Below are 23,735 nucleotides of genomic sequence, written 5' to 3'. Positions count from 1 at the left end.
CGATGACTTTGCTCGACAAATTCGGCGATGGCACGCGACTTGGGGATTGCCTCGACGCGCATGCCCGGGATTACCCCGATCGTGAAGCACTGCGCGATGGGAATAACTCCTTTACTTATGCCAGCCTGCATGAGGAGGTCATGCGTTGTGCACAAGCGTTGTACGCGAATGGTGTTCGAAAAGGGGATCGGATCGCGGTCTTGGCCGTTCAGCGCACCGAAGTGATGGTGACCTTTTTCGCTGCCGCCAAACTCGGCGCGCTGTGGCTTGGCCTAAACCCGAAATATACTCGGGGTGAACTCGAATACGTTGTTTCTGATGCGCGTCCAAAGTTGATCTTCGGCATCAAGGAACTTGACGGTCGTGGTTACACTTCTGACCTTGCTGAGATCAAACGCACTCAATCTGTTGTGGAGCGCACGATAGGGCTCGATGGCCCAACTGGCTATGACGTCGCCTTTTGCGATTGGCTCCGCGAAACCGTGGATACGAAGCACAAATCCGACTTCGACGCAGCACTTGGCGAGACGACGGCGCAAGAACCTGCATTACTGGTGTACACATCGGGGTCGAGTGGTCGACCAAAAGGCGTGCTTTTGCGTCAGCGAGAACTGCTGCGTCGCAGTATAACGCAGAACGAACAGTTTCCGGTTTCTCCATACCCGCGCGTATTAAACCCATTGCCGATCAATCATATCGGCGGCATGCATTTTCTGACACTTTACACTTTTGTTGGCGCGGGCACTGTCATTCTTGCCGACAAACACAGGGTTGAGGACTTTGTTCACGCCCTACAGGCGCAGGACATAAACATTCTCTACACGTTGCCCACGATGTTCCAGATGTTGGTTGAGTATCCGGAGTTCGACGCCACTTTGCTAGATGACCTCCAATGGATCATCTACTCTGGCGCGGCCATGCCGGGTAATCTCGTAGATCTATTGTTCGCGGCCAAATGCGAGGTTGGCCTGACCTACGGAATGACAGAAACCTGTGGGTCCGTCACCTACGCCAAAAAAGACGGCAGCAATCGAGACGTTATGCGGGACTCCATCGGTTACGCGACCCCCCTGGGGGAGGTGCGTGTGACACGAGCGGATGGGACGGCTAGTGCGGTTGGCGAGGATGGCGAAATCCAAGTGCGGGCAAACCACTGCATGAAAGGATATTTCGAACGCCCCGAAGCCACCGAGGAGGTTTTTTCCGACGGGTGGCTTAAGACGGGTGATATAGCTCGACTGCGTGCGGATGGCAGTATCGAGTTTGTAGGCCGCATGAGTGAAATGTTCAAATCAGGCGGTTACAATGTTTATCCGCGCGAGGTGGAGTTGGCGATCGAAGAGCACCCAGATGTCGGGTTGTGCGCTGTTATTGACGTACCGGATTCGCTGTTCAACGAAGTCGGTTGGGCTTACATTATACAACAACCGCACAAGAAAGTAGATGCGGCCGCCCTTAAACAATGGTGCTCCCAGAAACTCGCAAGTTACAAGATTCCCAAGCGGTTCTTTATAGTGGATTCTCTTCCTATGCTGCCGATAGGCAAGGTGGATAAGGTCACGCTTAAGAAGAGCGCCCGCGCCGAGTCAGAATAGGTTGCGCAGGTTGGGGAGGTAATCCCCCAATTTGTAGAGGGCCTGACCTGCTCCTCTGAAACGACCTTGGTTTTGGGTTAGCCTGTTCTCCGACTGAGGAGACAGACGATGAGAAAGAGCAGTTTTAGCGAAGATCAGATCATTGTCATCCTGAAGGTGCACCAGGCTGGGCTTGATGCGAAGGAGTGACCTGCCCCCATTGGTCCCTCGTAAAAAATGAGAGTCTGCGGGTTTGATTTTGATAATCATGGGTTGGCGCATTACAGCGGCGGCACCAAACCGTGTCGCAGGGTATGGCACGGGCGAAAGAATGACGGCAACTCAGGCAGCGCCCCGCCGCCGCACGCGGGATCGCAGTAGCACAAAAGGGGCATTGGGAGAGAAGGTGAAGGGTCATGGCATGTCTCCGACCAATTCAAGGGGTGCCGATAGTTCGGCGGCTCCAATCCCGGACGGTGCGCCATGCCGATCACAGCATGGTAACGCGCCCCCGGGATGCCCATGGTCTTCGCAGGGTCCCCGTGTTCGGGAGTTGCATCTCAGGCACTTTGCAACGTGTTCTGATCATCGGTGAACACCTTGAGGACCTTGAGCTCCCGCCGCTGCCCGTCGCGTGTTTCCCAGTGAAAGACCGCCCCTTCGGCAAGACCGATCAAAGCCACGCCGATTGGTGTCATGACGGAGATGCGGCCGGCAGAGATATCGGCTTCAGCAGGCAACACAAGGGTGATTGTGTGATCCTTGCCCTCGGTCTCGTCGCAGTAGGTGAACTTCCGCCCGAGATCGACCACATCCCCCCGCAGACGGGAAGGTGCGACCACGCGTGCGCGGCTTAACTCTTCGATTAACAGCTCGGCCAGATCGGGGTTGCGGCGCATCATCCTTTCGGAAAGGACCTCCAGCTCCGCCAGCCTTGTATTGCTGAGGACAATTTTGGGGCGCCTGCTGCGCCGCGGATTTGTTTGGGTGGACATTCTGGTCTCCTTTGAGGCTGTTGAATGGATGTGAGGGTTGAATTGATGGGCGCTTAGGCGCCCTGAACGCCGAGCACCACGAGCTTGTCGATCCAGCCGTCCTCACGCAGGAGCGGCGTTTTCTGCATCTTGTGCATGCCAAGCAGCGTCGCACCCAAAAAAGAGGTCACGGGAATGCGTCCCGGCTGCATATCGGACACGAGCGTCAGCATGCCGCGGCGTTCGTTGCCGCCGCTGGTCATGAAGGTAACGTGCCTGCCGACGGTGACGAGATCAGTCGGCGTCGGCTCGGGTGCGGCGCGTGCGAGACGTAACTTGTGTCGTAGAAAGCCTTCGATGAGCGTCGGGTTCGGGCACTCGGCGGTCAGTCCGAGGCTCAATAGCCGTTCAACACCGATCCAATCGGCGCGGGACAGCTGGAACCGGCCCATCATGGAAGGGCATTTGATCGTAGGTTGAAAAGCATCGGCAGTCGGCCGACTCATGGGATTGTTGATGTGCATGATGGTCCCCCGTAAAGGATTGCAGTCTCAAGGATGTAGTTGAGAGGGCCCCGGGGGTTGTAGAAACGCCTAAGCGCACGCCACCCGGGGACGGGGGCGGTTCAGCAACAGAAACCGAAAATGATTCTCATGCGTAACCATGCCACAAGCCTACCGCGCAAAACGGTACTGTCAATCCGGCTGGAGTAAGGCTCAGCTTGCAAACCTATGTCGGTTGTAAGTGGAGCAGAGGGTTCTGCTGTAAATAGAAAATATGGGTCTTTTGCTTTGGCGCTTAAGTGCCCGCTTTGGGCAGTCCTTTCTGAACCAGCTTGTGCTGCATATGGAAAGACGTCCGCCCTTCACGCGGTTTGCTTGGGCTCGTTCTTGCTGTTTGTTGCGCTCGGGGCGAAGGTCTGCATTGAGCTGGGCACGACATCATGCCTTGCGGGCGGACGCGTCAAACACCTGGGATGGCTGCGCTTGGAGCCTTACCTTCATGGGCGTGTCCAAATTGGATTTCGACAATCGCCGCGCCCAAACTTGCGCTACCCCGGGGCATCGTAGCGCCCATACCTACGCTGAGTAGACCGGCTCCCTGACGTCATCTGTCGGAAATTGTCATATATTGTCATGATTACAATGGCTTAAGTGTTTGCTATACTGCCCGTGAGGCAAGAGGCCAGTCGCAGATTTTGAACGGAGGCGGGGGTATGGTGAAGGCAAACAGCGCATCCAGTGGAGCGCGCGCGATCGAGCAGAGGGCGGTGGAGACGCTGATCCCTTACGCAAACAATGCACGCACCCATTCGGAAGCGCAGGTGGCCTTGATTGCGGGTTCGATCCGTGAGTTCGGTTTCAACAACCCGGTGCTGGTGGACGGTGAGAATGGCATCATCGCAGGGCATGGCCGAGTGCTGGCGGCCCTGAAGCTCGGGATGACGAACGTGCCGGTCATCGAGCTTTCCCATCTTAGCGAGGCGCAGAAGCGGGCCTACATCCTTGCGGACAATCGGCTGGCAGAACAGGCGGGATGGGACCGCGATCTATTGGGGCTGGAGTTGGGAGAACTGGCGGAGTTGGAGGTGGACCTCGGCGCGCTCGGCTTCGATGGGGCGGAGCTGGACGAGTTGCTGAACCACGGCGCTGCCGACCCCAAAGAGGAAGCCACGCCACCGGTGCCCGAGGTGCCTGTTTCCCGTGCAGACGATCTCTGGGTGCTCGGGAACCATCGGCTGGTCTGCGGGGATGCGACCGATGCAACAACCGTCGCACATTTGCTGGGGGACGTGCGACCGCACTTGCTCATTACAGATCCTCCATACGGCGTGGAGTATGACCCGGACTGGCGCAACAGGGCAGGGGCCTCGGAGACCAACCGCACAGGCAAGGTGCTGAACGATCACCGGGCCGACTGGCGTGAAGCCTGGGCGCTGTTCCCGGGCGACGTGGCCTATGTGTGGCACGGGGCACTGCACGCCACCACAGTTGCGGAGAGCCTCGCGGCTTGCGGGTTTGATATCCGGTCCCAGATTATCTGGGCCAAGGAGCGCCATGTTTTGAGCCGGGGGCATTACCATTGGCAGCACGAGCCATGCTGGTATGGGGTAAAGGGCAAGGGGTACTGGAGCGGGGACAGGACGCAATCAACCCTTTGGTCCATTCCCAACCGCGATCAGGATGCCACCACCGTGCATGGGACTCAGAAGCCGGTAGAATGTATGCGCCGCCCGATGCTGAACAACTCCAGCCCCGGTCAGGCGATCTATGAGCCGTTCTCCGGATCAGGGACAACTATCATTGCCGCCGAGAGCAGCGGCCGGCATTGCTTCGCGGTGGAGCTGGATGCCGGCTATGTGGATGTAGCTGTGCTGCGTTGGCAGGCGTTCACGGGGCAAGAAGCAGTGCTCGATGGTGACGGGCGCAGTTTCAGCGAGATAGCGGCAGAGCGCCGGGAATGTGAGGCGGCATGACCCGGTCTCGACCCTTCATTGCGTTTGAAGCGGCGGCGAGTGTGTTGTTGTGCTGGCTCGTTGCCCTGGTCACGCAACTGGCGATCTTCCCGGCTGTGGGCCTTCAGGTGACCCTATCGCAGCAATTCTGGAACAGCCTGGCCCTCATCATCGCCTTTCATCTACAAGGCGGACGTTTCCTTCGGCGTTTCATGAGGCTGGGCTGATGGGGCGTCCTCCAATCACATTGAACGAGGCCCAGACGCTGGAGGTCGAGACCCTCGCCGCCCTGCTGAACCAGGACCAGATTGCCGACTACTTTGGGATCAGCCGCAACACCTTCCGAGCGATCTGCGATCGCGATCAGGAGGTTGCTGTGCGATATAAAAGGGGCAAGGCCAAGGCCATCGCCCATGTTGCCAACGGTCTTCTGCAAAAGGCGCGTAGCGGGGACACTGCTTCGTCGATCTTCTATCTCAAGACTCAGGCGGGATGGCGGGAGACCAGCCGGCTCGAACATTCCGTCGATGAGCGCGCTCTCACGGAGATGACCGACGCAGAGTTGTGCAACCGGTTGGAAGCCTCCCTCGAAATGATTGGTGATTATCGTGCCACCTTCGCCGTTTCGGCTGTGTCATCGGGAGCTGACCATGCCAACGAACGATCCGATGTTCTTCTTTCCAAGGATAAGGCTGTCAGTCGTCATATAAAATGGGACATCAGAGCGGCTTGAACATTGGAGGCTCTGGTTCGGTTGCGTGATTGATTATGCGGCTTGTTTTTGATGTTGCAAGCGGCGTTGTCGGATCGTCAGTTTCTTGATCTTCTCCCTTTCTCTCAGAATGGCTTTGTCCCGTCCAAAGTAGACGTCGGCGGGTGTGACGTTATTCAGGCTCTCGTGGTAGCGCTGGTTGTTGTAGTAGTCGACGAAGGCCCCGATCTGTCGCTCGAGATCACCGGGCAGGTAGTAATTCTCCAGCAGAACACGGTTCTTCATGGTCTGATGCCATCGTTCTATTTTGCCTTGGGTTTGCGGGTGGAATGGCGCTCCGCGAACGTGGTCCATCTTCTGATCCTCCAGCCATTTGGCCAGATCGCCAGAGATGTAACAGGATCCGTTGTCGCTGAGCAGACGGGGTTTGTGTCGGACCACGGCCTGGTCGCAGCCCGATGCCTGAAGCGCCAGCTCGATCGTGCTGGTCACATCCTCGGCCCGCATGTTCGTGCAGAGCTTCCAGGCGATGATGTAGCGGCTGTAGTCGTCGAGGATGGTGGACAGGTAATACCAGCCCCAGCCAATGATCTTGAAGTAGGTGAAGTCAGTCTGCCACATCTGGTTGATGGCGGTGGTCTTGTCCGTGAACTCATCGGCGGCCTTGATCACCACGTAGTCCGGCGCAGTAATCAGATCAGCGGCTTTCAGGATGCGGTAAACCGATGATTCAGAGACAAAATATCGCTTCTCATCGGTATATTTAACGGCCAGCTCGCGTGTGGTCAGTGCCTCATGCTCCAACGCAAACTCGATCAGATCGTCACGGCGGATATCAGGGATGCGGTTCCAGACCGACTTTGGACGTGGCGAACGATCTGCCAAGGCATCCAAGCCACCTTCGACATATCGGTCATACCATCGGTAAAATGTGGTGCGCGGGATGCCCAGCATATCAAGGGTCTTCTTGGTTGGCAGATGCGACCCTTCAACTGTGCGAATGATCTCCAACTTCTCGGTTGCTGGATACCTCATTCCTCGAACTCCCCAGCCCCTGTCATGCTTTTTTTGAGCAGACGGTTTTCCAAGGTGAGGTCGGCCACGCATTCCTTCAGGGCCATGGCCTCAGATCTCAACTCCTTCACCTCAGGCGATGTCGCTTGACGCGCCGTGTCGCCGGAAAGACGACGCTTTCCAGCCTCAAGGAATTCCTTCGACCAAGTGTAATACAGGCTGTCAGAAATACCCTCGCGGCGACATAACGCCGAGATGCTTTCCTCCCCGCGCAATCCGGCCAAAACAATGCGGATCTTCTCCTCCGCCGAGTAGGTCTGGCGGGTCTTGCGGCGGATGTTTTTGACCAGCTTGTCAGCTGCGCCTTTCGATGTTCCGGGCTTCTTGTTCATCTTCGCTCCTTAAAGGCTACGATGAACCAGAAACCCTCCGTTATTCAAATCCTCATATCTGTCCCATAGGTGCTGACGTCAGACAAATGTGCGGGGGCTTTTGAGGCGACTTAAAGCCATGCAGGTATCGATCTATTCGACCACGGGATAAAACGGCTTGCCCCAGTGTTCATTCGGGTTGTCCATCATGATGTCGATGAACACAGGCATCAGAAACCCGAGGATCTCAGCGCCGTCCCGAATTCGACGGCGCGTTCCGGGGCTTCCGGTGTGAAACGGCACACGACTTCGCCGTATTGTTCGCGGTGCTGATAGACAGCAGACCCCTGAGCGGCCTACGGGGGAAACTGAAAGCTCTCGTTCAGAATCTCCACTTCATGAATCCGATCCATACAGAAGTTCCGGATGTCTTCTCCTCGAGCGGTTTCCCGCATAGAATCTTCGCGGCTGAAGTGGCACTGCAACTGTCCTTACAGAGGCTGGCTCAAATTGGTATTACCGCACCGAGGCGTCAAGCATTAGTAAGTTGCTTCGTAGGCGGCGCAGCGGGTGGCCGTGTCCATCTCGGACACGTAGGCGATCTCGCTTTGTTTGTGCGCTAGATAGACTTGTGAAAAACCATCCGGGAACCATCCGGTGACGGTATCGTTTGTGCCAAAGCGGTCAATGGCGGCCTCAAGCGAATCGGGAAGACGGATGTAACCCCGCGCGTGTAAGTCTTCGATAGAGAGAAGCGACAAGTCTTCTTCGGTCGGTGCAGGCGCGGTCAGGCCGTCTTCGATCCCTTGGCATCCGGCGTGGACGATGGCGGCCAGCGCCAGATGTGGGCAAGCGGCGGCATCGGCGGCGCGATATTCGATATTGAATTGCTGGGAAATGCTGGCTGGGTCCTTGGCCGTCACAGGGCAGACACGCAATGACGCTTCGCGGTCGCGAAAGCCTAGGTTGTTGTAGGCCGCCGACCAGCGGTGCGGGGTGAGGCGTAGGTACGAGACGACCGATGGGGCTGTGAGCGCGAGGATGGCGTCGAGGTATTTCAGTACACCAGCCGCGAATGCGCTGGTAAGGGCCGACATCCCGCAGGGGACCTGTTTCGTCATAGGTGGCAGGTGTCCCATCAGGGTTAAGAAAACTCATGTGGATATGCACACCATTTCCGACGCTGGCGGGGTCACGTATTGGCGTAAAGGTTGCGGATTCGCCGTGCGCTCGCGCAGTGGAGCGTACAAGTTCGCGCAGAATTACGGCAGCATCGGCAGCAGCGACACCCATCTCCGGGCCGATCACGACTTCGTACTGATTGGGTCCGTATTCCTTCATGATGCTGTCGGGTGAGAGCCCCGCGGCAGCGGTCTGCGCCATCAGCGTCTCACAAAAGCCCCGCTGCATCTCGAACCCGGACCGATCGTAGGCTTCTCCAACAAGATGATTGTCGCCCTTCATTTGGAACTCGTGCTCGAATGCAGCCAAGAGCTGTACGCCAGCAACAGCTTCCAGACGAGCAAGGGCTGATTTGAGCAGCGACCGGGTGCAGAATTCCCAAGGGTCGCCGTCAAGTGAAACAATGTCTCCGAGCATGAAGCGCTCGGTATGGGTGCCGAAAACTGCGTTTACAGCCGTTGTCTCGTCGGGGATCAACAGCAGATCACCAAGGGCACCAAAAGGGCTGTCGGCAATGCCATCGAAACAGTTGATCTGCACGTTTGTCGGGGTCCAGCCTACGCCTCGGACAAGCCGCTTTTCCAACTGATCTGCCGGAAAAGCCTTGCCGCGAACCTTCCCGGCCAGATCGCAGGTTGCGGCAAAAATCAGGTCGCTCATCGGTCGTTCTCCAACATTGTATCGCGCGCCGCATCCCACGCTTCGATGCGCGCGCTGGTCTCTCCCCAAGTTTCTTCCGCAATCCGCGTCACAATGGCCTCAGTCACCGCAAGCGCGGTGCTATAGCTGTCCCATACGGTGCCGGTATCGATAGGGACGGCGATTACCTCTGAGGCGAGGCGCGTGGCAGGAGAAAGTCCCTTGTCGGTCATCAAGATCACTTTGGCACGCCGCGCGCGGGCCTGCTCTGCCAGCTTGACGACGTTGCGCTGGTAGCGTCGGAAGTCCACAACAAATAGAACATCGCCTTGTTTCATGCGCAGCAAATACTCGGGCCATATGTCTGGGTCGCGTGGGACGTGAAACACGTTTTCTCGCGATTGGCGTAAGTGGAAAGACAAAATCAACGCAATCGTGTCGCTGATCCGACCGCCGACAGCGTATATATCTCGCTTGCGGTCATTCAGCAGACCGCAAATGCGATTAAACTGATCTTCTGTCACAGTGTCATTGGCAGATGCCATTTGTGTGGCGGCTCGTTGCAGGAAGCCTGATAAGTACCCGCCTTCAATCTTTTCGGACGTCGCGTGCAGGTCAACGGGCGATTGCGCACCTGCACGCATCTCAGCGACGAGCTGGCGTTGCAAATCGGGATAACCCGACAGGCCAATCTTGGTCACAAAGCGCGAGATGGAGGGCGCCGAAACCTCGGCCCGTTCAGCGAGTTCTTGGATCGAGATCAACCCGGAGTAGGGGTAGTCCGACAGGAGTGCGGTGGCCAGTTTGCGCTCGGAAGGCGTCAGCTTCCCGGATTTTGCTTCGATTTGATCGCGAATGCTCATGTATTAACCTTTCTTTGAAAAATTATTTTCAGTCAAGGTAAATTTTGTTGACTCTGAATATTTTCTTTCCTTACGTTAAGGGTATGGTCTTTGCTGAATCTAGAACCCTGCTTGCGCCAAGTGATCCTCCTCCCGTGGAGAAAATTAACGCTGAGAGCGCGAGCCCGATTTTCCTGCTTTGCGAACATGCGGGGAAGGCGATTCCTGCTGCGTTGGGTGATCTTGGGGTGACGCCGGACGTCATTGAAAGCCATCGTGGCTGGGATATTGGTGCTGAAGACCTGGCGCGCAGGCTTGCTGATCTTCTTGGGGCACCTCTGGTTATCCAGCGCTACTCGCGACTTGTGATTGACTGCAACCGCCCTCATGACAGCGCTCGTTCTGTTCCCCTTAAGAGCGACGGTGTCGTCATCCCATCCAACCAGTCGGCCAGCGCGGCCGACCGTTTTGCTCGGGTGGAAGAGATTTTTATGCCCATGAATGCTGCGATCAGCCGATTGATGGAGGGTCGCAAGGCAGCTTTTTCTGTCCATTCGTTCACACCCAACTTGGGCGGGCAGGCGCGCCCGTGGCATGCGGGATTCCTGAGCCGAGCTGATCAAGCGAGCGCCGACGCGTTTGTGGCGCATCTTTCCAACATTCGGCCTGATCTGCATTGCGCGGTCAACCAACCCTATCAAATTGAAGCGGACACCGATTGGTTCGTTCCCGCACATGCAGAGCCGCGCGGCGTGCGGCACTGTTTGATCGAAGTGAGAAATGATCAACTTGGCGATGACGCGGGCATCGCTCAATGGGCGGATCTGTTGGCGAACGCCATCACCGCCATCTTGGAGCCGTCATGATACTCTCACGCAATATGCCGCTGGTGCCGCAGGACAGCACACTGTTGTTCATCGATGTACAGAACTTTTCTGCGCATCCGGATGGAGCAGAGTTCGCCGAATATTCCAAGGCAGAGTTCGACAACAAATTCGGTTGGTTCTTTGATCAGCTGAATACCCGTATCATTCCCAATATGCAGGCACTTCAAGCTGCCGCGCGCAAAGCCAAGGTTGAGGTGATGTACACCACTATCGAAAGCCTGACGCTGGATGGGCGCGATCGCTCGCTCGACTATAAGATCACCGGGTTTAACGTTCCCAAAGGGTCGTGGGACGGAAAGGTCATCGATCAGATCGCGCCCGAAGGTGACGAGATCGTTTTGCCCAAGACTTCGTCCTCGGTTTTTGTTTCGACCCATATCGACTACATCCTGCGCAATCTCGGCGTTAAGCAGTTGGTGCTTTCGGGCTTGCTGACGGATCAATGCGTTGAGAGTGCGATCCGCGACTCCTGTGATCTGGGCTATCTCGTGACGCAAGTCACCGATGCATGTCTAACCTACACGCCAGAACGCCACGACAATTCCCTCAGTACGATCAGGGGGTATTGCCGCCAAGTGACAACAGCAGAGCTAATTGCAGAACTGGAGGGTGCCTGATGGATACCGCACTGAAAGCCGTCATCGAAGCAATCGAAGCCGACAAGGATCATGTCGTCGCTTTGACGCAGGACCTCGTACGTATACCGTCGGTGAACCCTAAGTTTCAAATAGAACAGGGCCTGAACCGCGAAGCCGATGTGCAGGACAAGATCGAAAAGGAACTGGGTTCGTTGGGCTTCGGCACCGAAAGGTTTGAGAGCTTCGAAGACCGCCCGAATGTCATCGCCACTCTTCCGGGGGCAGAAGAGAAAAGCATGATCCTGTGTGGCCATGTCGATGTCGTTCCCGTTGGAGACGCCAATGCGTGGAAACGGGATCCGTTCGGGGGTCAGCTTGATGGCGGTCGAGTGTGGGGGCGTGGCGCAGTGGATATGAAGGGCGGTGTGGCTGCCTGCATTTCTGCTGCTCGCGCAATCCGAACGGCGGGTGTCGAGTTGGAGGGGCGTTTGTCTCTCCACACGGTTGTGGATGAAGAGGCGGGTGGTTTCGGCGCCATTGACGTGGTGAACAGGGGTTATCTGGCGAAACACGCGCTGATTGCGGAGCCCACTTGGGGCAATGTGATCCCGGCTGAGGGCGGGCTGGATTGGGTCAGGGTCACAATTTTCGGCAAGCAATCTCATGCGGGATGGCGCTACAACATGATCTGGCCACAGCATGACACGCCGGGGCGGCTAGAGCCGGGTGTCAACGCAATCGAACTGGCCACCCGCTTCATTGCCGCTTTACGCGACTTCGAGGCCAGCCGCTGCCGTGACAACAACCATCCGCTGATGCCCGCTGGTTTGGCGACCATAAACCCGGGCACTATTCAAGGCGGCGCAGGTATGGGGGAGGATGGCAATCCGGCCATCATGACCAATGCGGCCATGACGTCGGACGTTTGCACCATCGTGCTGGACTACAAGTTCATGCCGCAAGAGGATTTTTCGGAAGTGAAGGCCGAATTCGATGCCTTCGTGCATCATTTCGCGCAGATGGACCCATGGATGCGGGATCATCCGCCCAAGGTCGAATGGTCGCTCTGGGGGCTGCACTTCCCGCCAATGAACACGCCCGAGGATCATCCGCTGACCCAAGCCACTTTGGCGCGCGCAAGTCAGTTCCAAAAAAACGCGCCGCGTCTGAAAGGTTTCGAAGCTGTCACCGATGCCGCGCATTACGCTGGCAAAGGTGTTGTGCCGGTCATCTATGGCCCGTCAGGAGACGGGTTTCACGGCAACAATGAATGCGTTGAAGTAGACAGCCTGATTGAGACCACCAAGGTCATCGCCGCCACAGTTCTGGATATGTGCGGGGTCAAGTCATGAGCGTAAAGTACGCTGACACCAGTCATGCGCGGATTGCCTTTACAGAAACGAGAGGTAGCGGCTTGCCGCTGTTGATGCTCCACGGCAATTCGACCTCGCATCAGGTCTTCCGCAATCAACTGGAGGGGGAGATTGGCGCGACGTATCGTTGCATCGCCGTCGATTTGCCGGGTCACGGGGCCAGCGATGACGCGCATGACCCTGATCGCACCTACAACATGCAAGGCTATGGGGCGACGGCCATCGAGTTGATGCAAGAACTGGGCATTGACCGCTATGCTGTATTGGGGTGGTCACTGGGCGGACATATCGCGCTAGATATGATGGCGCAGACGGATGATCTCGCAGGTGTGATGATCACCGGTTCACCGCCGATTACACAGGGCATGGGGGCGGTGGCGGAGGGATTTGCCGGGGACATCGAACATTCTACCGCCTCAAAGCAAATCCTCTCGGACGCAGAAATTGATGTGTTCGCGCACACCACATGCGGACCAAATGCCCCCTATGATCCATTCTTGAAGGAGGCCGTCGCCCGCTGCGACGGGCGAGCACGGTCATTGATGGTCGCCAAACTTGCTTGTGGCGTTGGGCCGAACCAACAGGATCTGGCCATCAACGCACCCGTACCGTTGGCCATCGTTAACGGTGCCGAAGACGCCTTTATCAACAACGACTTCATCGCAGGTCTACCCTACCGGAACCTTTGGGACAAAAAGGTCCACGACTTGCCAGGAATTGGGCATGCACCCTTTTGGGAGGCGCCTGAAGCCTTTGAGACTTATCTGAGCAGATTTCTCAACGACATAAGCTAGAAACAGGGAGCCAAATTATGAAACGCAGAACACTACTTGCCACCGCCACGGCGCTTGGGCTGATCGCAAGCGCCGGCGTTGCCGCCGCCGAGGTCGTCAAGATCGGGGTGCTTGCACCTGTCTCAGGCGGACAAGCTGCCGACGGTCAGGAAATGGTCAAAGGCGCGCAACTTGCCATTGACGAATTGAACGCCGCTGGCGGCATCGGCGGTTATACATTCGAGCTCGTCGTCGGTGACGTGGTCGACGGGGCCGCCGACAAGGTAACAACCGCCGCCGAACGTCTGCTGGGTGACCGTGCCATGGGCGCAATCATGACCGGCTATGCCTCGGGATCAAACTTCGAAATCGAGCTAATGGGCGAGATGGAGATGATCTATATGATTTCGGGCAATTCGTCGCAGACCGAAGCAATCATCGCACCCGCTCCGGATGCCTTTCCGACGGTCTGGTCGGTGACACCGTCATTTGCGGGTTACAACACCGAAATCGTACCAGTGATTGAAAGTCTTGCTGCCGATGGCAAGCTGGACCTACCGAACAAAAAAGTTGCTTTGATTGCCTCGGATAACCCCTATTCCAAGGGCATCGCCGACGGCATGGTCAAGGCCTTTGAAGGTGCGGGTTGGGAAGTTGTCACCAACGATCTTCTCCCCTTTGGTGAGATCAATGACTGGCGTGGCTTCTTGGGCACTGTGCGCGAAGCGGAACCTGCAGTGATCATCAACACAGACTACTTGTCGTCTAACGCAGCTTTGTTTGTGTCACAGTTCAACGAAAATCCAACCGACAGTTTGGTGTTCATCCAGTACGCGCCTTCGGTGCCAGAGTTCATTGAGCTGACAAAAGAGCAATCTTCGGGCATCGTCTACAACCTCTTGGGCGGCATTCTGAACACGCCGACCAACCCGAGGGCGGCTGAGGTCGTGGAGAAGTACAAAAAAGCTCATGGCAATGCGCCTGGCACTTATGGTGCTGCGCTCTATGAGCAAGTGATGATATACGCCGCCGCCTTGAAAAAGGTTGGTGACCCTACCGACCGCGTCGCAATTGGCAAGGCCATCGGAGCCTCTAGCACACAGACGGCCATGGGCAAGGTCTCCTTCGATCCGGCGACCCATCTGGCGGTGCAGTCAAACGAAGGTATCCCGCTTCAGTTCTATCAGATTCAAAATGGCGAGCGAGTGCTCTTCTACCCACCGGTGTACGCGACGGGCGAGTTCGTCGAACCAGCTTGGATGAAGTAATCTCGCTGCCTGGGTCGCGTTTCTTGCGCGACCCAGGACACCACAGACAAGGCCACCACAGGAATGCAAATGCTTAAACCCATCCTGTCCCTTACGGGCGTGACCAAACGCTTTGGCGGCCTCACGGCTGTAAACGATGTCAGCTTTGACGTAGCTCCGGGAGAGTTTTTGGGCATCGCCGGGCCAAATGGCTCGGGCAAAAGCACTCTTTTTAATGTGATGACGCGTATCCCCTTTGGGCCAACCTCGGGTGTGGTTCAATTTGATGGCACGCGCATCGATAAAATGGCCCCACACAAAATCGCCCGTCTTGGACTGGCCCGCACGTTTCAGAAGGACGTGGAATTTCCCGACCTGACCGCAACAGAGACAGTGGCCATCGCCGCGACGTATGGCGGGGTAGCAAGCGATGCCGAAACCCCGCTTGATACTGTCGAGTTTGCGTCTGAACGGCGGGATATGCCGACGACCGATCTTTCGGTGTATGAGCGTAAGCAATTGATGATCGCCTCTGCGCTTGTCACGAGCCCCAAAGCACTGATGCTGGATGAGCCGGCCTCAGGCCTTACCCGGCCAGAGATCGCCGCTCTGGAAGCGCTCTTGCGAAAGATCAACCAAACTGGCGTCACGGTCATTCTGATCGAACATGTGCTGGGCCTGTTGATGGCGCTGTCTGAACGTTTGATCGTCCTGAACCAAGGTGTTCTGCTCGCGGAAGGAGACCCCAATAGCGTGATGCAAAACCCGGCTGTTATCGAAGCTTATCTGGGGAGCCGTGCCGCATGACCCATGTTCTGGAAGCTTCAGGCGTCGAGGCCGCCTATGGCTCCGTCACAGTGCTGCGCGGGCTTAGCCTGCATATGTCGCCGGGGGAAAATATCGGTCTGTTCGGCCCAAACGGACATGGCAAGACGACGCTGTTGCGGGTGATCTCGGGGCTGATGAAACCGACCGCTGGCCGGGTCAGCTTGAACGGCGAAGACATCACGGCAACACGTCCGTCTGCTATTGTCGCAAAAGGGCTTGTGCACTCCCAGCAAGGCAACGCGCTTTTTGGCGACATGGGCGTGGCAGAGACGCTGGAGATGGCTGCCTTTTCCAAGCCCGCCCGCGCGGTCGCGCGGTCATCTTTGGAGAGGGTCTATGATTTGTTTCCCCGTCTCGCCGAACGTGGTCCTCAGAAAGCGAAAACTCTGTCGGGGGGCGAACGCCAAATGCTTTCCATCGGCGCAGCCTTGATGTGCGCGCCAAAGCTGCTTTTGCTCGATGAACCTACTCTCGGGCTCTCCCCGAAACTCAAAGAGGAGTTGGCGCTTGCTCTTAAGGAAATCTCGGCCGAAGTCCCAGTAATCGTAGTTGAACAGGACGTTGAGCTTTTGTTGGCTTTGGCGGACCGGCTTTATCTGATCGAACATGGAGAAGTCGTGCGGGAAATCGCAAAGGAAAACGCTCCAGACCATCAGGAAATCATGAACATGTATTTCGGGGAGCACGCTTGAGATGGACTATCTTATGACCACCCTTGTTTCAGGCATCGTCCTCGGCTCGCTCTACGCACTGATGGCTAGCGGCCTCAGCCTAATCTGGACGACGCTAGGCGTTTTCAATTTCGCCCATGGCGCATTGATGATGATGGGTGCCTTCATCGCCTGGACCGTGTCGGAGGGGCTGGGCCTTGGCCTATGGGCTGGGCTGGTCGCGGGTGTCGGCGCAACGGCGATCCTCGGCGTCCTTATCGAGTACTTTCTTGTGCGCCCCTATTACGGACGCCCCAACATGTTGCTTATTACGGTGATGACGACGCTTGCCGCGATGATCATCTTGGAGAAATCCGCCCAGATCATCTGGGGTGCCCGCCTGAAACAGCTACCGCGACTGATCGAGGGCGATGTGTCGGTGTTTGGCGCGGTTGTCTCGGTTCATGAAGCTCTTATCGTGGTTATCGCGCCCGCCATTCTGGTCGCGCTTTGGATCTTTGCGACCAAGACCTCTACCGGTCGGTCGCTGCGAGCGGTAGGGCAGAACCAAGACGCCGCCGCGCTTCTGGGCATCAACGTGCCGCTGACGTTCGCACTCGCATTTGGGTTGGGCGCAGCACTCGCCGGGCTGACCGGCATTCTTTTAGGGGGCATCCGGTTCATCACGCCGACTTTGGGAGCCGAGCCGCTGGTCAAGGCTATGATCGTGGTCATCTTTGGTGGACTCGGTTCACTGGGGGCTACCGTGGGTGCGGCTTTCGTCATCGGTCTGGCCGAGGCGTTTCTGATCCTTGTCCTTGGCCTTTATTGGACGCCTTTCATGCTGTTCCTTGGCCTAATCATTGTTTTGATCGTCCGGCCTAACGGCCTGTTTGGGAGGGCCTGAGATGCGCCATCCGATTGTCCTGCTGATTGCTCTTGCGGTTTTCGCCATCCTGCCGGTCTATGTGACCGATAGCTACACGCGCCACCTGTTCATCCTGGCCTTCGTCTATGCCGTTATTGCCTCGAATTGGGACCTGTCGCTGGGCTATGCGGGCCTGTTCAATTTTGGTCATCTCACATTCTTCGCAGTCGGTGTTTACACTTCGGCAGTCGCCGCCAAGACCTGGGGCATAGATCCGTGGATTGCCATTCCCATGGGCGGCGTGACGGCAGCTATCACCGCTTTGATCGTGTCACTGCCTGTGGCAAGACTGAAAGGAATCTACGTGGTTCTGGTTACCTTCGGGTTCAGCCAACTGGTCCTGCAACTAATCCTCAGCCAAAGCCAGATCACCGGCGGTGCGAGCGGCATGGTGCGTATCCCGGGACTTGAAATTGGCGACTATCGCTTCATCCGCGACTTCAAATTCGGGTACTATTACGTGGCGCTTGGTCTTTTGGTGATTTCGACCATATACTTGCTGTTGCTCTCAAATTCGCACTTCGGAAAATCCTTGTTGGCGGTGCGCGACAATGAAGGCTATGCGCAAGCTCGTGGCATCTCAGTTGCCCGACAGCGCGTGCTGGCTCTCGTTGCCAGTGCGATCTTCCCGGGGATCGCGGGCGGCTTCTTTGCCATCTATCTGCGCGTCGCTGCTCCCGAAGTGCTAAGCTTCAGCACGCTTAGTCTCGCGCTGTCGATGGTGCTTATCGGAGGTACCGCGACCATCGTTGGCCCGATTGTCGCCGCCCTGGTGCTGACATTCGCTACAGAGGCCATGGCAGGAATCCGCGGCATGGAGGAAGCGCGATTCATCGTCGTTGCCATAGGTATGATCCTCATCCTGCGCTTCGCACCCGGTGGATTAGCAAGAATTTGGGGTCGAAGGACGTAGGTAGGCTCGTGTTTGCCAGTGCGGTCCATTGGAAACAGTAAGATGAGCCGCCAAACGATGATGGCCGGATGCGGGAAGGGCGGTTGAGGTAGATAGACTAGTGACAGGAACGATTCCGCGGTCAACGGGGAGCCGATACTCGACGCGCTTGTCACAGAGGAGGCACGCGTGAAACTTAAACGAGAACCCACAGCGAACGACGGCTGACTGACCATTGAAGCGAGCCGCCAAAAAGCGTAGCTTTGGCACCGTCTCTAGCAGCCATCGTTGTCCCGGCTGTCATCATCAGCCGAGTGAAAATTGGAGCAGGTTGGATATCAGGCCCGCCCCCTCCGCCACCCACCCCAGTCTCTGTCAGCAATCTGCCTTTTTCCCTGCTTTCCCCCGTTCTTCCGGGGGCTTGGACTGTGGCATTTCCCAGAGAGACGACCGTTGCGTCATTGTTCAGGGCGATTTCCCAGGGTTGTCTCCGGAGGCAGCATCAGGCGCTTCGGTTAGGACCAAAATTCCTTGTTAACAGGGAATTAACAGGGAAATTTCACATATTCTGGTCGTTTTGGCCAAATTTCCTCGCAAATAAAGTAGTTTTATCAATGGGTTGCGAGAGATTTCCCTGCGCAAATTAACAGGGAACTTTTTCGCAATTAACAGGGAACTTTTCTGCAGAAACAGGGAAGTGCAGATGAAGATCAGGGAAGTCCAAAACTTTAATCAAAACCGTATAATTTGGCTTGGCTGTCCCAATCTAGTGGAACCGGTTTGCGGACGATCCGTTCGAGGGTGAGGTCTGGTGGCTGGCGACCCTCAAAGATCGCTTTCTGGATCGCAGGCGAAAGAAAGGCGATCTGGGCCCGGGTTCGAATGTAGGATTCGGAATGGCTGGTTGCTTCGGCGATCTCGCTCAAGGGTTTGCCGTTGCGCAGATCTGCTGTCCGGCATGCGCCCGGACCAAGGCACGCAGAAGGGTTTGGTCTGGTTCTGACTCGCGATCCCCGACAACAATCTTCCCCTCGACGCCCCGCCGACGCAGCGCAAACGGGGCTTCGATCTGGAGCGCTGTCACATCGATCTCATTCGGCTTCAGGTTCAGTTCGTTTGCCAATTCAGTTGCTTCCAAAATCAACGTGATGCGCCCATTTCCGATGCTGCCTTCAGACACAAGGTTTCGAATTAGGTCTGGCGCACCCGCCGACAGCCGCATCGCCAAGCCCGATGCCTTGTTGCGGATTGCATCGCCAGTCTGGAGGTCTGCATTTACAAGGATCCGATGCACGCGAGCGAGACTACCAATGTGCTTTGCAATAATGTCGAAAACGGCCTGTTCCAATTGGCCTGCGGGTAATCGCCAGCCACTCGGGTCGGTGCCGCCAGTGATCAACCGATTGGAGATGTAGTAGCGAATGTGCCGTCCAAGGCGTCGTGTGTGTGTTGGAGTCAATCGATCGCCGGTCTCGTCCCGAAGTTTGCCCATTAGTGGTGCCGTCTCGTTTCTGGTGCGATTGTTCTGGGATCCAGCTTTTGATCTCGGCCGTGCGCTGGCAGATTGTAGTTTGCCACGATCCGATCCCAATGCTCAATGCCGATGATAGGCTCATGCTGACCGTCCCAGATCTTGGTCTTGTGTCGGATCTTGCCGATGTAGATCGGGTTGCGCAGCAACGCGTAGATCTGACCGCGCGAGAACGGTTTGCCGCCTTGGACGCGGCCGGATTTGAAGCGATGCAGCTTGGAGCGCAGGTCCGTCTCGTTTGCACGGCGCATGACCGCGTTCAGGCAGCCTAGATCATCGTAGAGACCGAAGATCATCCGCACCGTTTCCGCTTCTTTGGCATTGACTACGAGACTGCGGGTCTCCGTATCGGGATGCGGATCGTATCCCAGCGGGGGTACCCCGCCCATCCAAAGCCCCTTCTTCTTCGATGCTGCGATCTTGTCACGGATCCGCTCGGCTGTGACTTCCCGTTCGAACTGGGCAAAGGACAACAGGACGTTCAGCGTCAGCCGGCCCATCGATGAGGCGGTGTTAAAGGCTTGGGTGACTGATACAAAGGAACAGCCCGCAGCATCGAAGCGCTCGACCAGCTTGGCGAAGTCGGCAAGGGATCGTGTCAGGCGGTCGATCTTGTAGACCACAACCATCTGAACGAGCCCCGCGTCTATGTCGGCCAGCAGGCGCTGAAGGCCGGGCCGGTCGAGCGTGCCGCCCGAGATGCCGCCATCGTCATATCGGCTCTTGCCCGCAACCCAACCCTCGTGCCGCTGACTGGCGATAAAAGCCGCACAGGCCTCGTTCTGGGCATCCAGCGAGTTGAAGCCCTGGTCGAGCCCCTCGTCAGAGGATTTTCGAGTGTAAATGGCGCAGCGGATCCGGGCTTTGCTCATGGTCACGCCGACCGTTTCAGACCGAAGAACCGCGGCCCCGACCATCGGGCCCCGGTGATGGCGCGGGCGATCGGCGACAGCGAGGCATAGCGCTGCCCCTTCCAAAGGAACCCGCCCTCGACGGCATCGACCACATAGGTAACACCATTCCATTCCCGGATCAGACGGCCACCGGGCTTGAGCGCGGGAATCGCGGGAGACGGGTCATCCCGGGCCGTCCTGGCGAGCTTCGTGACAAATCCCTTTGGCAGCCCGGTGCTCTCCCGGGTCTGCACTTCAAAAGCCAGAAACCGGCGCAGGAACGGGCTGCTGAGGCGTTTCGGGACGGGTGTGCCGAAAACCTCGTCCCAGGCGGCGATCAGCGCCGCCCGGTCCATGGCTTCGATCGCAGCCACGGTGGGCCTCACCGGGCGCCCTCCGGACCGCTGGTGATGCGGTACACGGGTCCATTGTCTGTTTTGGCAGGAACGGCGCGGTCGATGGTGTAACCCGCCTTCCTGAACCCGCTTAGCGCAGCCCGGACCGAATGAGGCTGCCAGCCGGAGGCAGACTGCAGCGCCGCAAGATCGGCGCCAGACTTGCGGCTCAGAAGTTTGCGCAGGATTGCGGTCTTGGTTTCGCGCGGCGGTGTCGATTGGGATTTGGGCATGTTTGCTCCTCGGGTGTGCCGGGCCGGCGGGATGCTGGCCCTGGTACCGAGACGCGCCCGGGGTGCGGCCGGGCTTGGGAACAGTGACGCTCTATTAGGAAGCGAAGTCCAGTCCGGATTGGCGCAATTGGCGCGACTCGGAGTGTCTTTGTTCACAACACGTGCCTGTATTTGAATGACATAGGGGGACGGTGCATTGCTTTTTGCTGGCGGGGTTTCATTTGGCCACTAGTTTTTTCAGCGGCTTGCTTTGATCCGCTATGTCCGTCGGTTCTGGTGATACGCGGGCTTCTATCCAGCGTTTACCTGTTAAGTATGCGGCGGGGTCGTTTGCGGCGTCGACCGCGATCAGGCGTGCGTTACGGAAATACCAAACCGACATGCTCTCGGGCTTGGGGCCGACGCGTTGAATCGTCTGGTCGTAGCCGATGTTCAGGCCTGCGATTTGAAGTTTGATGTTGAATTGATCGGACCAGAACCATGGTTTGACGCGGTATTCTGTCGGTTCGCCCAGAATGACATCGGCGGCGACGTTGGCTTGATCAATGGCGTTGGGGACGCTTTCCAGGCGCAGTCGCAGGCCGTCTTGCGGGAAAGAGGCGCAGTCACCGATGGCGAAAATGGCAGGGTCGGAGGTATAGCAGAATTCGTTCACCTTTATACCGTTTTCGATGTCCAAAGCGGCTGCTTCGGCGAGGTCGGTGTTTGGGAGGGCACCGACGCCTGCAATAGCGAAATCCGCCGCGATAGTGGTTCCATCGCTCAGGATTGCGCCGTCAACTTTTGTAGTGCCTGTAAGGCGGTCGAGCCCGACGCCTTCGATCAAGCGGACACCGTTTTCGCTGTGGACGCGGCGGTAGAAGTCGGCGGTTTGAGGGCCTGTGACCCGATCGAGGATGCGGGGGGCCGCTTCAAGCAGGGTGACGTCCAGCCCCAGTTGCACCGCAACCGCAGCGGTTTCGAGACCAATATACCCGCCACCGATGATCAGCAAACGGGCGCCTTGTTGAAAATTGGGCTGCATGGCGTCTATGTCCGCAAGGGTCCGGACATAAAAAAGGTTTTCGAGCGCGCCGCCCATCTCGGCGGGCAGTTTTCGCGGTCTGGAACCGGTGGCGAGGACAAGTGCGTCGAAGTTGAGTGTTTCGTCCGGCAGGGTCACACGCCGGTTCTGTCGGTCGATGTCGAGAACGCGGGTCGAGGGGCGAAAGTCGATTGAGTTGTCGGCATAGTAGCCTTCGGGACGAAAATAGAGCCGCTCGCGATCGACCTCTCCCGAAAGGTACTTCTTGGACAGGGGCGGGCGCTGGTAGGGGGCATCTGCTTCTTCTCCGAGGAGGGTTATGGTGCCGGTGAACCCCTTTGTGCGGAGCCGCGACACTAAGGAGAACCCTGCTTGCCCTGCTCCGACGACGACTATTTTGCGCATATTCTGGATCTCCTGTTTTCGGGTGCCACTATAATATCCGGATGCATGTCCGGTAAATAGAAATGAGGAGAATGCTGGCGAAATAGTTACGATTTGTGAGGTGACGGAGCTCATAGATGAGGAAATGTATCTAACAAATATTGGGAATTCAGATCTCAGTTGAGATTCAAATTTTCTCTGGCTTGGATTGCAGGCCGGTCGAGAAGGCGTTAATCCGGCTAGACGGACGGCTATACTAATGGCACGAGAGTGCGCACTTTGCATAAAAAGGAATTCACAATGAACGCTGGTTCAGTCCTTCGCTTTCCCTTTGATAACATGCCCGACTTTGGAGAGGTCGTTGACATCGCTGACGGTATCAAGTGGTTGCGCATACCGTTGCCCTACCGGCTGGATCACGTGAATATCTATTTGCTTCGCGATCACGATGGTTGGGCCGTGATTGATACGGGGATCAAGACCGACGACGCGATTGCAGCCTGGGAAGTGTTTTTAGAGGTCCCCTAGCGGGATATGTTATTTCGAAAGTCATTGTGACCCATCATCATCCCGACCACATCGGCCTTGCTGGATGGATGTGCAACCGGTTTGGCGCGCCGCTGTTAACCAGCTATTCGGCCTACATGGGAAGCAAGGTGATATCGCTGGGCGAAAATGAACGCCAGACGCGCGACAATTTCGACTTCTATGTCAGCCATGGCATGACGCGGGAGGGAGCCGGGTTGGTGGCGATCCAGGGCAATGACTATTTGCGCCGGGTTGCGGAACTTCCGGACTCATTTGTGCGACTGTTGATGCCGGATGTTGTGGTGATCGGCCAGCGGACATTGCGGGTTATCACTGGTGATGGCCACGGCCATGAACAGGTCATGTTGCATTGCGAGGAAGAAAATTTGCTTTTCGCTGCCGATCAGGTGCTTGAGAGGATTTCACCCAACATCAGCGTTTTTGCCAATGAGAGAAACGGTGACCCGCTTGGGCATTTCTTGCGGTCGCTAAGGTTTATGGCGGCCGAGATTTCGAATGATGTGCTCGTTCTGCCCGGTCATCGGCGGCCGTTTTACGGGCTGCATGAGCGGTGTGCGGAGCTGGAAGGCCACCATGAGGAGCGTTGCGATATGGTGCGGGACGCCTGCGCAGAGCGCCCGCATACAGTTGCTGATCTGGTGCCGATTTTGTTCCCGCGCGAGTTGGACCCGCATCAGATGAGTTTTGCGTTCACCGAGACGCTGGCGCATGTGAACCGTCTGGTTCGACGCGGAGAGATTGAGACGGTAGCAATGGGTGGCATGTTGGTCAACCGGCGGACGACTTTATCCTAAGGGGGAATGGACC

26 protein-coding genes and 1 pseudogene are annotated in these 23,735 nt (G+C 57.0%); 15 read left to right on the top strand and 12 right to left on the bottom strand.

All coding sequences use genetic code 11. From position 1 onward, the window contains the following. Positions 1-2: 2 nt before the first annotated feature. Entirely contained in the window at positions 3-1,595 is a 1,593-nt protein-coding gene (locus N4R57_11930) for an acyl--CoA ligase (GenBank protein ID UYV35773.1), read from the top strand. A 539-nt stretch (positions 1,596-2,134) separates the two neighbouring features. Here the strand turns inward: N4R57_11930 and rnk are convergent. Together rnk and N4R57_11920 are read right to left on the bottom strand one after the other, a co-directional pair. Beyond that, positions 2,135-2,569: a nucleoside diphosphate kinase regulator gene (gene rnk, locus N4R57_11925; GenBank protein UYV35772.1), complete on the bottom strand. Its 435-nt coding sequence runs from the start codon at positions 2,567-2,569 to the stop codon at positions 2,135-2,137. A 53-nt stretch (positions 2,570-2,622) separates the two neighbouring features. After that, positions 2,623-3,072 carry a hypothetical protein gene (locus N4R57_11920; protein ID UYV35771.1) on the bottom strand — a complete coding sequence of 150 codons (450 nt, stop codon included), beginning with the start codon at positions 3,070-3,072 and terminating at the stop codon, positions 2,623-2,625. A gap of 692 nt (positions 3,073-3,764) precedes the next feature. Here N4R57_11920 and N4R57_11915 point away from each other — a divergent pair. Genes N4R57_11915 through N4R57_11905 form a run of 3 tightly spaced genes read left to right on the top strand, consistent with a single transcriptional unit; the run spans position 3,765 to position 5,736 of the window. After that, the gene (locus tag N4R57_11915) at positions 3,765-5,024 is read left to right on the top strand and encodes a site-specific DNA-methyltransferase (protein ID UYV35770.1); all 1,260 of its coding nucleotides are present in this window, start codon (positions 3,765-3,767) and stop codon (positions 5,022-5,024) included. Continuing rightward, positions 5,021-5,230 (top strand): hypothetical protein, encoded by a 210-nt coding sequence (locus tag N4R57_11910; protein ID UYV35769.1) that lies wholly within the window; start codon positions 5,021-5,023, stop codon positions 5,228-5,230. The genes N4R57_11915 and N4R57_11910 overlap by 4 nt, the downstream gene beginning before the upstream one ends. After that, positions 5,230-5,736: a hypothetical protein gene (locus tag N4R57_11905; GenBank protein UYV35768.1), complete on the top strand. Its 507-nt coding sequence runs from the start codon at positions 5,230-5,232 to the stop codon at positions 5,734-5,736. The genes N4R57_11910 and N4R57_11905 overlap by 1 nt, the downstream gene beginning before the upstream one ends. 33 nt (positions 5,737-5,769) lie before the next feature. On the opposite strand, the gene N4R57_11900 is transcribed toward N4R57_11905, so the two are convergent. The 4 genes and pseudogenes from N4R57_11900 to N4R57_11885 form a co-directional block, all read right to left on the bottom strand. Beyond that, positions 5,770-7,121, bottom strand: a protein-coding gene (locus tag N4R57_11900) for an IS3 family transposase (GenBank protein ID UYV35767.1) whose coding sequence is annotated in 2 segments (ribosomal slippage) — positions 5,770-6,785 and positions 6,785-7,121 — 1,353 coding nt in all. Because the reading frame shifts where the segments join, the coding sequence is not laid out codon by codon here. A gap of 132 nt (positions 7,122-7,253) precedes the next feature. Continuing rightward, positions 7,254-7,403 carry a hypothetical protein gene (locus tag N4R57_11895; GenBank protein ID UYV35766.1) on the bottom strand — a complete coding sequence of 50 codons (150 nt, stop codon included), beginning with the start codon at positions 7,401-7,403 and terminating at the stop codon, positions 7,254-7,256. 236 nt (positions 7,404-7,639) lie between these two features. Beyond that, a pseudogene (locus N4R57_11890) lies at positions 7,640-8,942 on the bottom strand (glutamine synthetase family protein). Then, positions 8,939-9,784, bottom strand: coding sequence for a MurR/RpiR family transcriptional regulator (locus tag N4R57_11885; protein ID UYV35765.1), 846 nt, complete (start codon positions 9,782-9,784; stop codon positions 8,939-8,941). Before N4R57_11885 ends, N4R57_11890 begins: the two are co-directional and overlap by 4 nt. A 47-nt stretch (positions 9,785-9,831) precedes the next feature. On the opposite strand from N4R57_11885, the gene N4R57_11880 reads away from it, so the two are divergent. The 9 genes from N4R57_11880 to N4R57_11840 all read left to right on the top strand — a co-directional run bounded on the left by N4R57_11880 (position 9,832) and on the right by N4R57_11840 (position 17,940). Then, entirely contained in the window at positions 9,832-10,629 is a 798-nt protein-coding gene (locus N4R57_11880; protein ID UYV35764.1) for an N-formylglutamate amidohydrolase, read from the top strand. Then, complete coding sequence (locus tag N4R57_11875; protein UYV35763.1) at positions 10,626-11,267, top strand: cysteine hydrolase; 642 nt, start codon at positions 10,626-10,628, stop codon at positions 11,265-11,267. The genes N4R57_11880 and N4R57_11875 overlap by 4 nt, the downstream gene beginning before the upstream one ends. Beyond that, positions 11,267-12,580, top strand: coding sequence for an ArgE/DapE family deacylase (locus N4R57_11870; protein ID UYV35762.1), 1,314 nt, complete (start codon positions 11,267-11,269; stop codon positions 12,578-12,580). The genes N4R57_11875 and N4R57_11870 overlap by 1 nt, the downstream gene beginning before the upstream one ends. After that, positions 12,577-13,395 carry an alpha/beta hydrolase gene (locus N4R57_11865; protein UYV35761.1) on the top strand — a complete coding sequence of 273 codons (819 nt, stop codon included), beginning with the start codon at positions 12,577-12,579 and terminating at the stop codon, positions 13,393-13,395. Before N4R57_11870 ends, N4R57_11865 begins: the two co-directional genes overlap by 4 nt. 17 nt (positions 13,396-13,412) lie before the next feature. Continuing rightward, complete coding sequence (locus tag N4R57_11860) at positions 13,413-14,642, top strand: ABC transporter substrate-binding protein (GenBank protein ID UYV35760.1); 1,230 nt, start codon at positions 13,413-13,415, stop codon at positions 14,640-14,642. 69 nt (positions 14,643-14,711) lie between these two features. Continuing rightward, positions 14,712-15,428 carry an ATP-binding cassette domain-containing protein gene (locus tag N4R57_11855; protein ID UYV35759.1) on the top strand — a complete coding sequence of 239 codons (717 nt, stop codon included), beginning with the start codon at positions 14,712-14,714 and terminating at the stop codon, positions 15,426-15,428. Then, positions 15,425-16,141: an ABC transporter ATP-binding protein gene (locus N4R57_11850; GenBank protein ID UYV35758.1), complete on the top strand. Its 717-nt coding sequence runs from the start codon at positions 15,425-15,427 to the stop codon at positions 16,139-16,141. Before N4R57_11855 ends, N4R57_11850 begins: the two co-directional genes overlap by 4 nt. 13 nt (positions 16,142-16,154) lie before the next feature. Next, on the top strand, positions 16,155-17,006 hold the full coding sequence (locus tag N4R57_11845) for a branched-chain amino acid ABC transporter permease (GenBank protein UYV35757.1): 852 nt from the start codon (positions 16,155-16,157) through the stop codon (positions 17,004-17,006). 1 nt (position 17,007) lies between these two features. Further along, positions 17,008-17,940 (top strand): branched-chain amino acid ABC transporter permease, encoded by a 933-nt coding sequence (locus N4R57_11840; protein ID UYV35756.1) that lies wholly within the window; start codon positions 17,008-17,010, stop codon positions 17,938-17,940. Between the two features lie 707 nt (positions 17,941-18,647). Here the strand turns inward: N4R57_11840 and N4R57_11835 are convergent. The 6 genes from N4R57_11835 to N4R57_11810 form a co-directional block, all read right to left on the bottom strand. Beyond that, on the bottom strand, positions 18,648-18,845 hold the full coding sequence (locus N4R57_11835; GenBank protein UYV35755.1) for a hypothetical protein: 198 nt from the start codon (positions 18,843-18,845) through the stop codon (positions 18,648-18,650). After that, positions 18,842-19,411, bottom strand: a complete 570-nt coding sequence (locus N4R57_11830; protein UYV35754.1) for a hypothetical protein — start codon at positions 19,409-19,411, stop codon at positions 18,842-18,844. The genes N4R57_11835 and N4R57_11830 overlap by 4 nt, the downstream gene beginning before the upstream one ends. Then, positions 19,411-20,322, bottom strand: a complete 912-nt coding sequence (locus tag N4R57_11825) for a recombinase family protein (protein UYV35753.1) — start codon at positions 20,320-20,322, stop codon at positions 19,411-19,413. The genes N4R57_11830 and N4R57_11825 overlap by 1 nt, the downstream gene beginning before the upstream one ends. 2 nt (positions 20,323-20,324) lie before the next feature. After that, the gene (locus N4R57_11820) at positions 20,325-20,717 is read right to left on the bottom strand and encodes a DUF2924 domain-containing protein (GenBank protein ID UYV35752.1); all 393 of its coding nucleotides are present in this window, start codon (positions 20,715-20,717) and stop codon (positions 20,325-20,327) included. 8 nt (positions 20,718-20,725) lie between these two features. Continuing rightward, a complete protein-coding gene (locus tag N4R57_11815; protein UYV35751.1) occupies positions 20,726-20,971 on the bottom strand; it encodes a DUF3489 domain-containing protein in 246 nt (81 codons plus the stop codon). Between the two features lie 217 nt (positions 20,972-21,188). Beyond that, positions 21,189-22,400, bottom strand: coding sequence for an FAD-dependent oxidoreductase (locus N4R57_11810; GenBank protein UYV39564.1), 1,212 nt, complete (start codon positions 22,398-22,400; stop codon positions 21,189-21,191). 279 nt (positions 22,401-22,679) lie between these two features. Here N4R57_11810 and N4R57_11805 point away from each other — a divergent pair, with 279 nt between their 5' ends. Both N4R57_11805 and N4R57_11800 read left to right on the top strand, forming a co-directional pair. Then, complete coding sequence (locus N4R57_11805; protein UYV35750.1) at positions 22,680-22,907, top strand: MBL fold metallo-hydrolase; 228 nt, start codon at positions 22,680-22,682, stop codon at positions 22,905-22,907. Between the two features lie 26 nt (positions 22,908-22,933). Continuing rightward, complete coding sequence (locus tag N4R57_11800) at positions 22,934-23,722, top strand: MBL fold metallo-hydrolase (protein ID UYV35749.1); 789 nt, start codon at positions 22,934-22,936, stop codon at positions 23,720-23,722. Positions 23,723-23,735: the final 13 nt, after the last annotated feature.

It is taken from the genome of Rhodobacteraceae bacterium D3-12 (assembly GCA_025916135.1).
Taxonomy (GTDB): domain Bacteria; phylum Pseudomonadota; class Alphaproteobacteria; order Rhodobacterales; family Rhodobacteraceae; genus JAKGBX01.
This window is presented reverse-complemented; position numbering and strand designations above follow the sequence as displayed.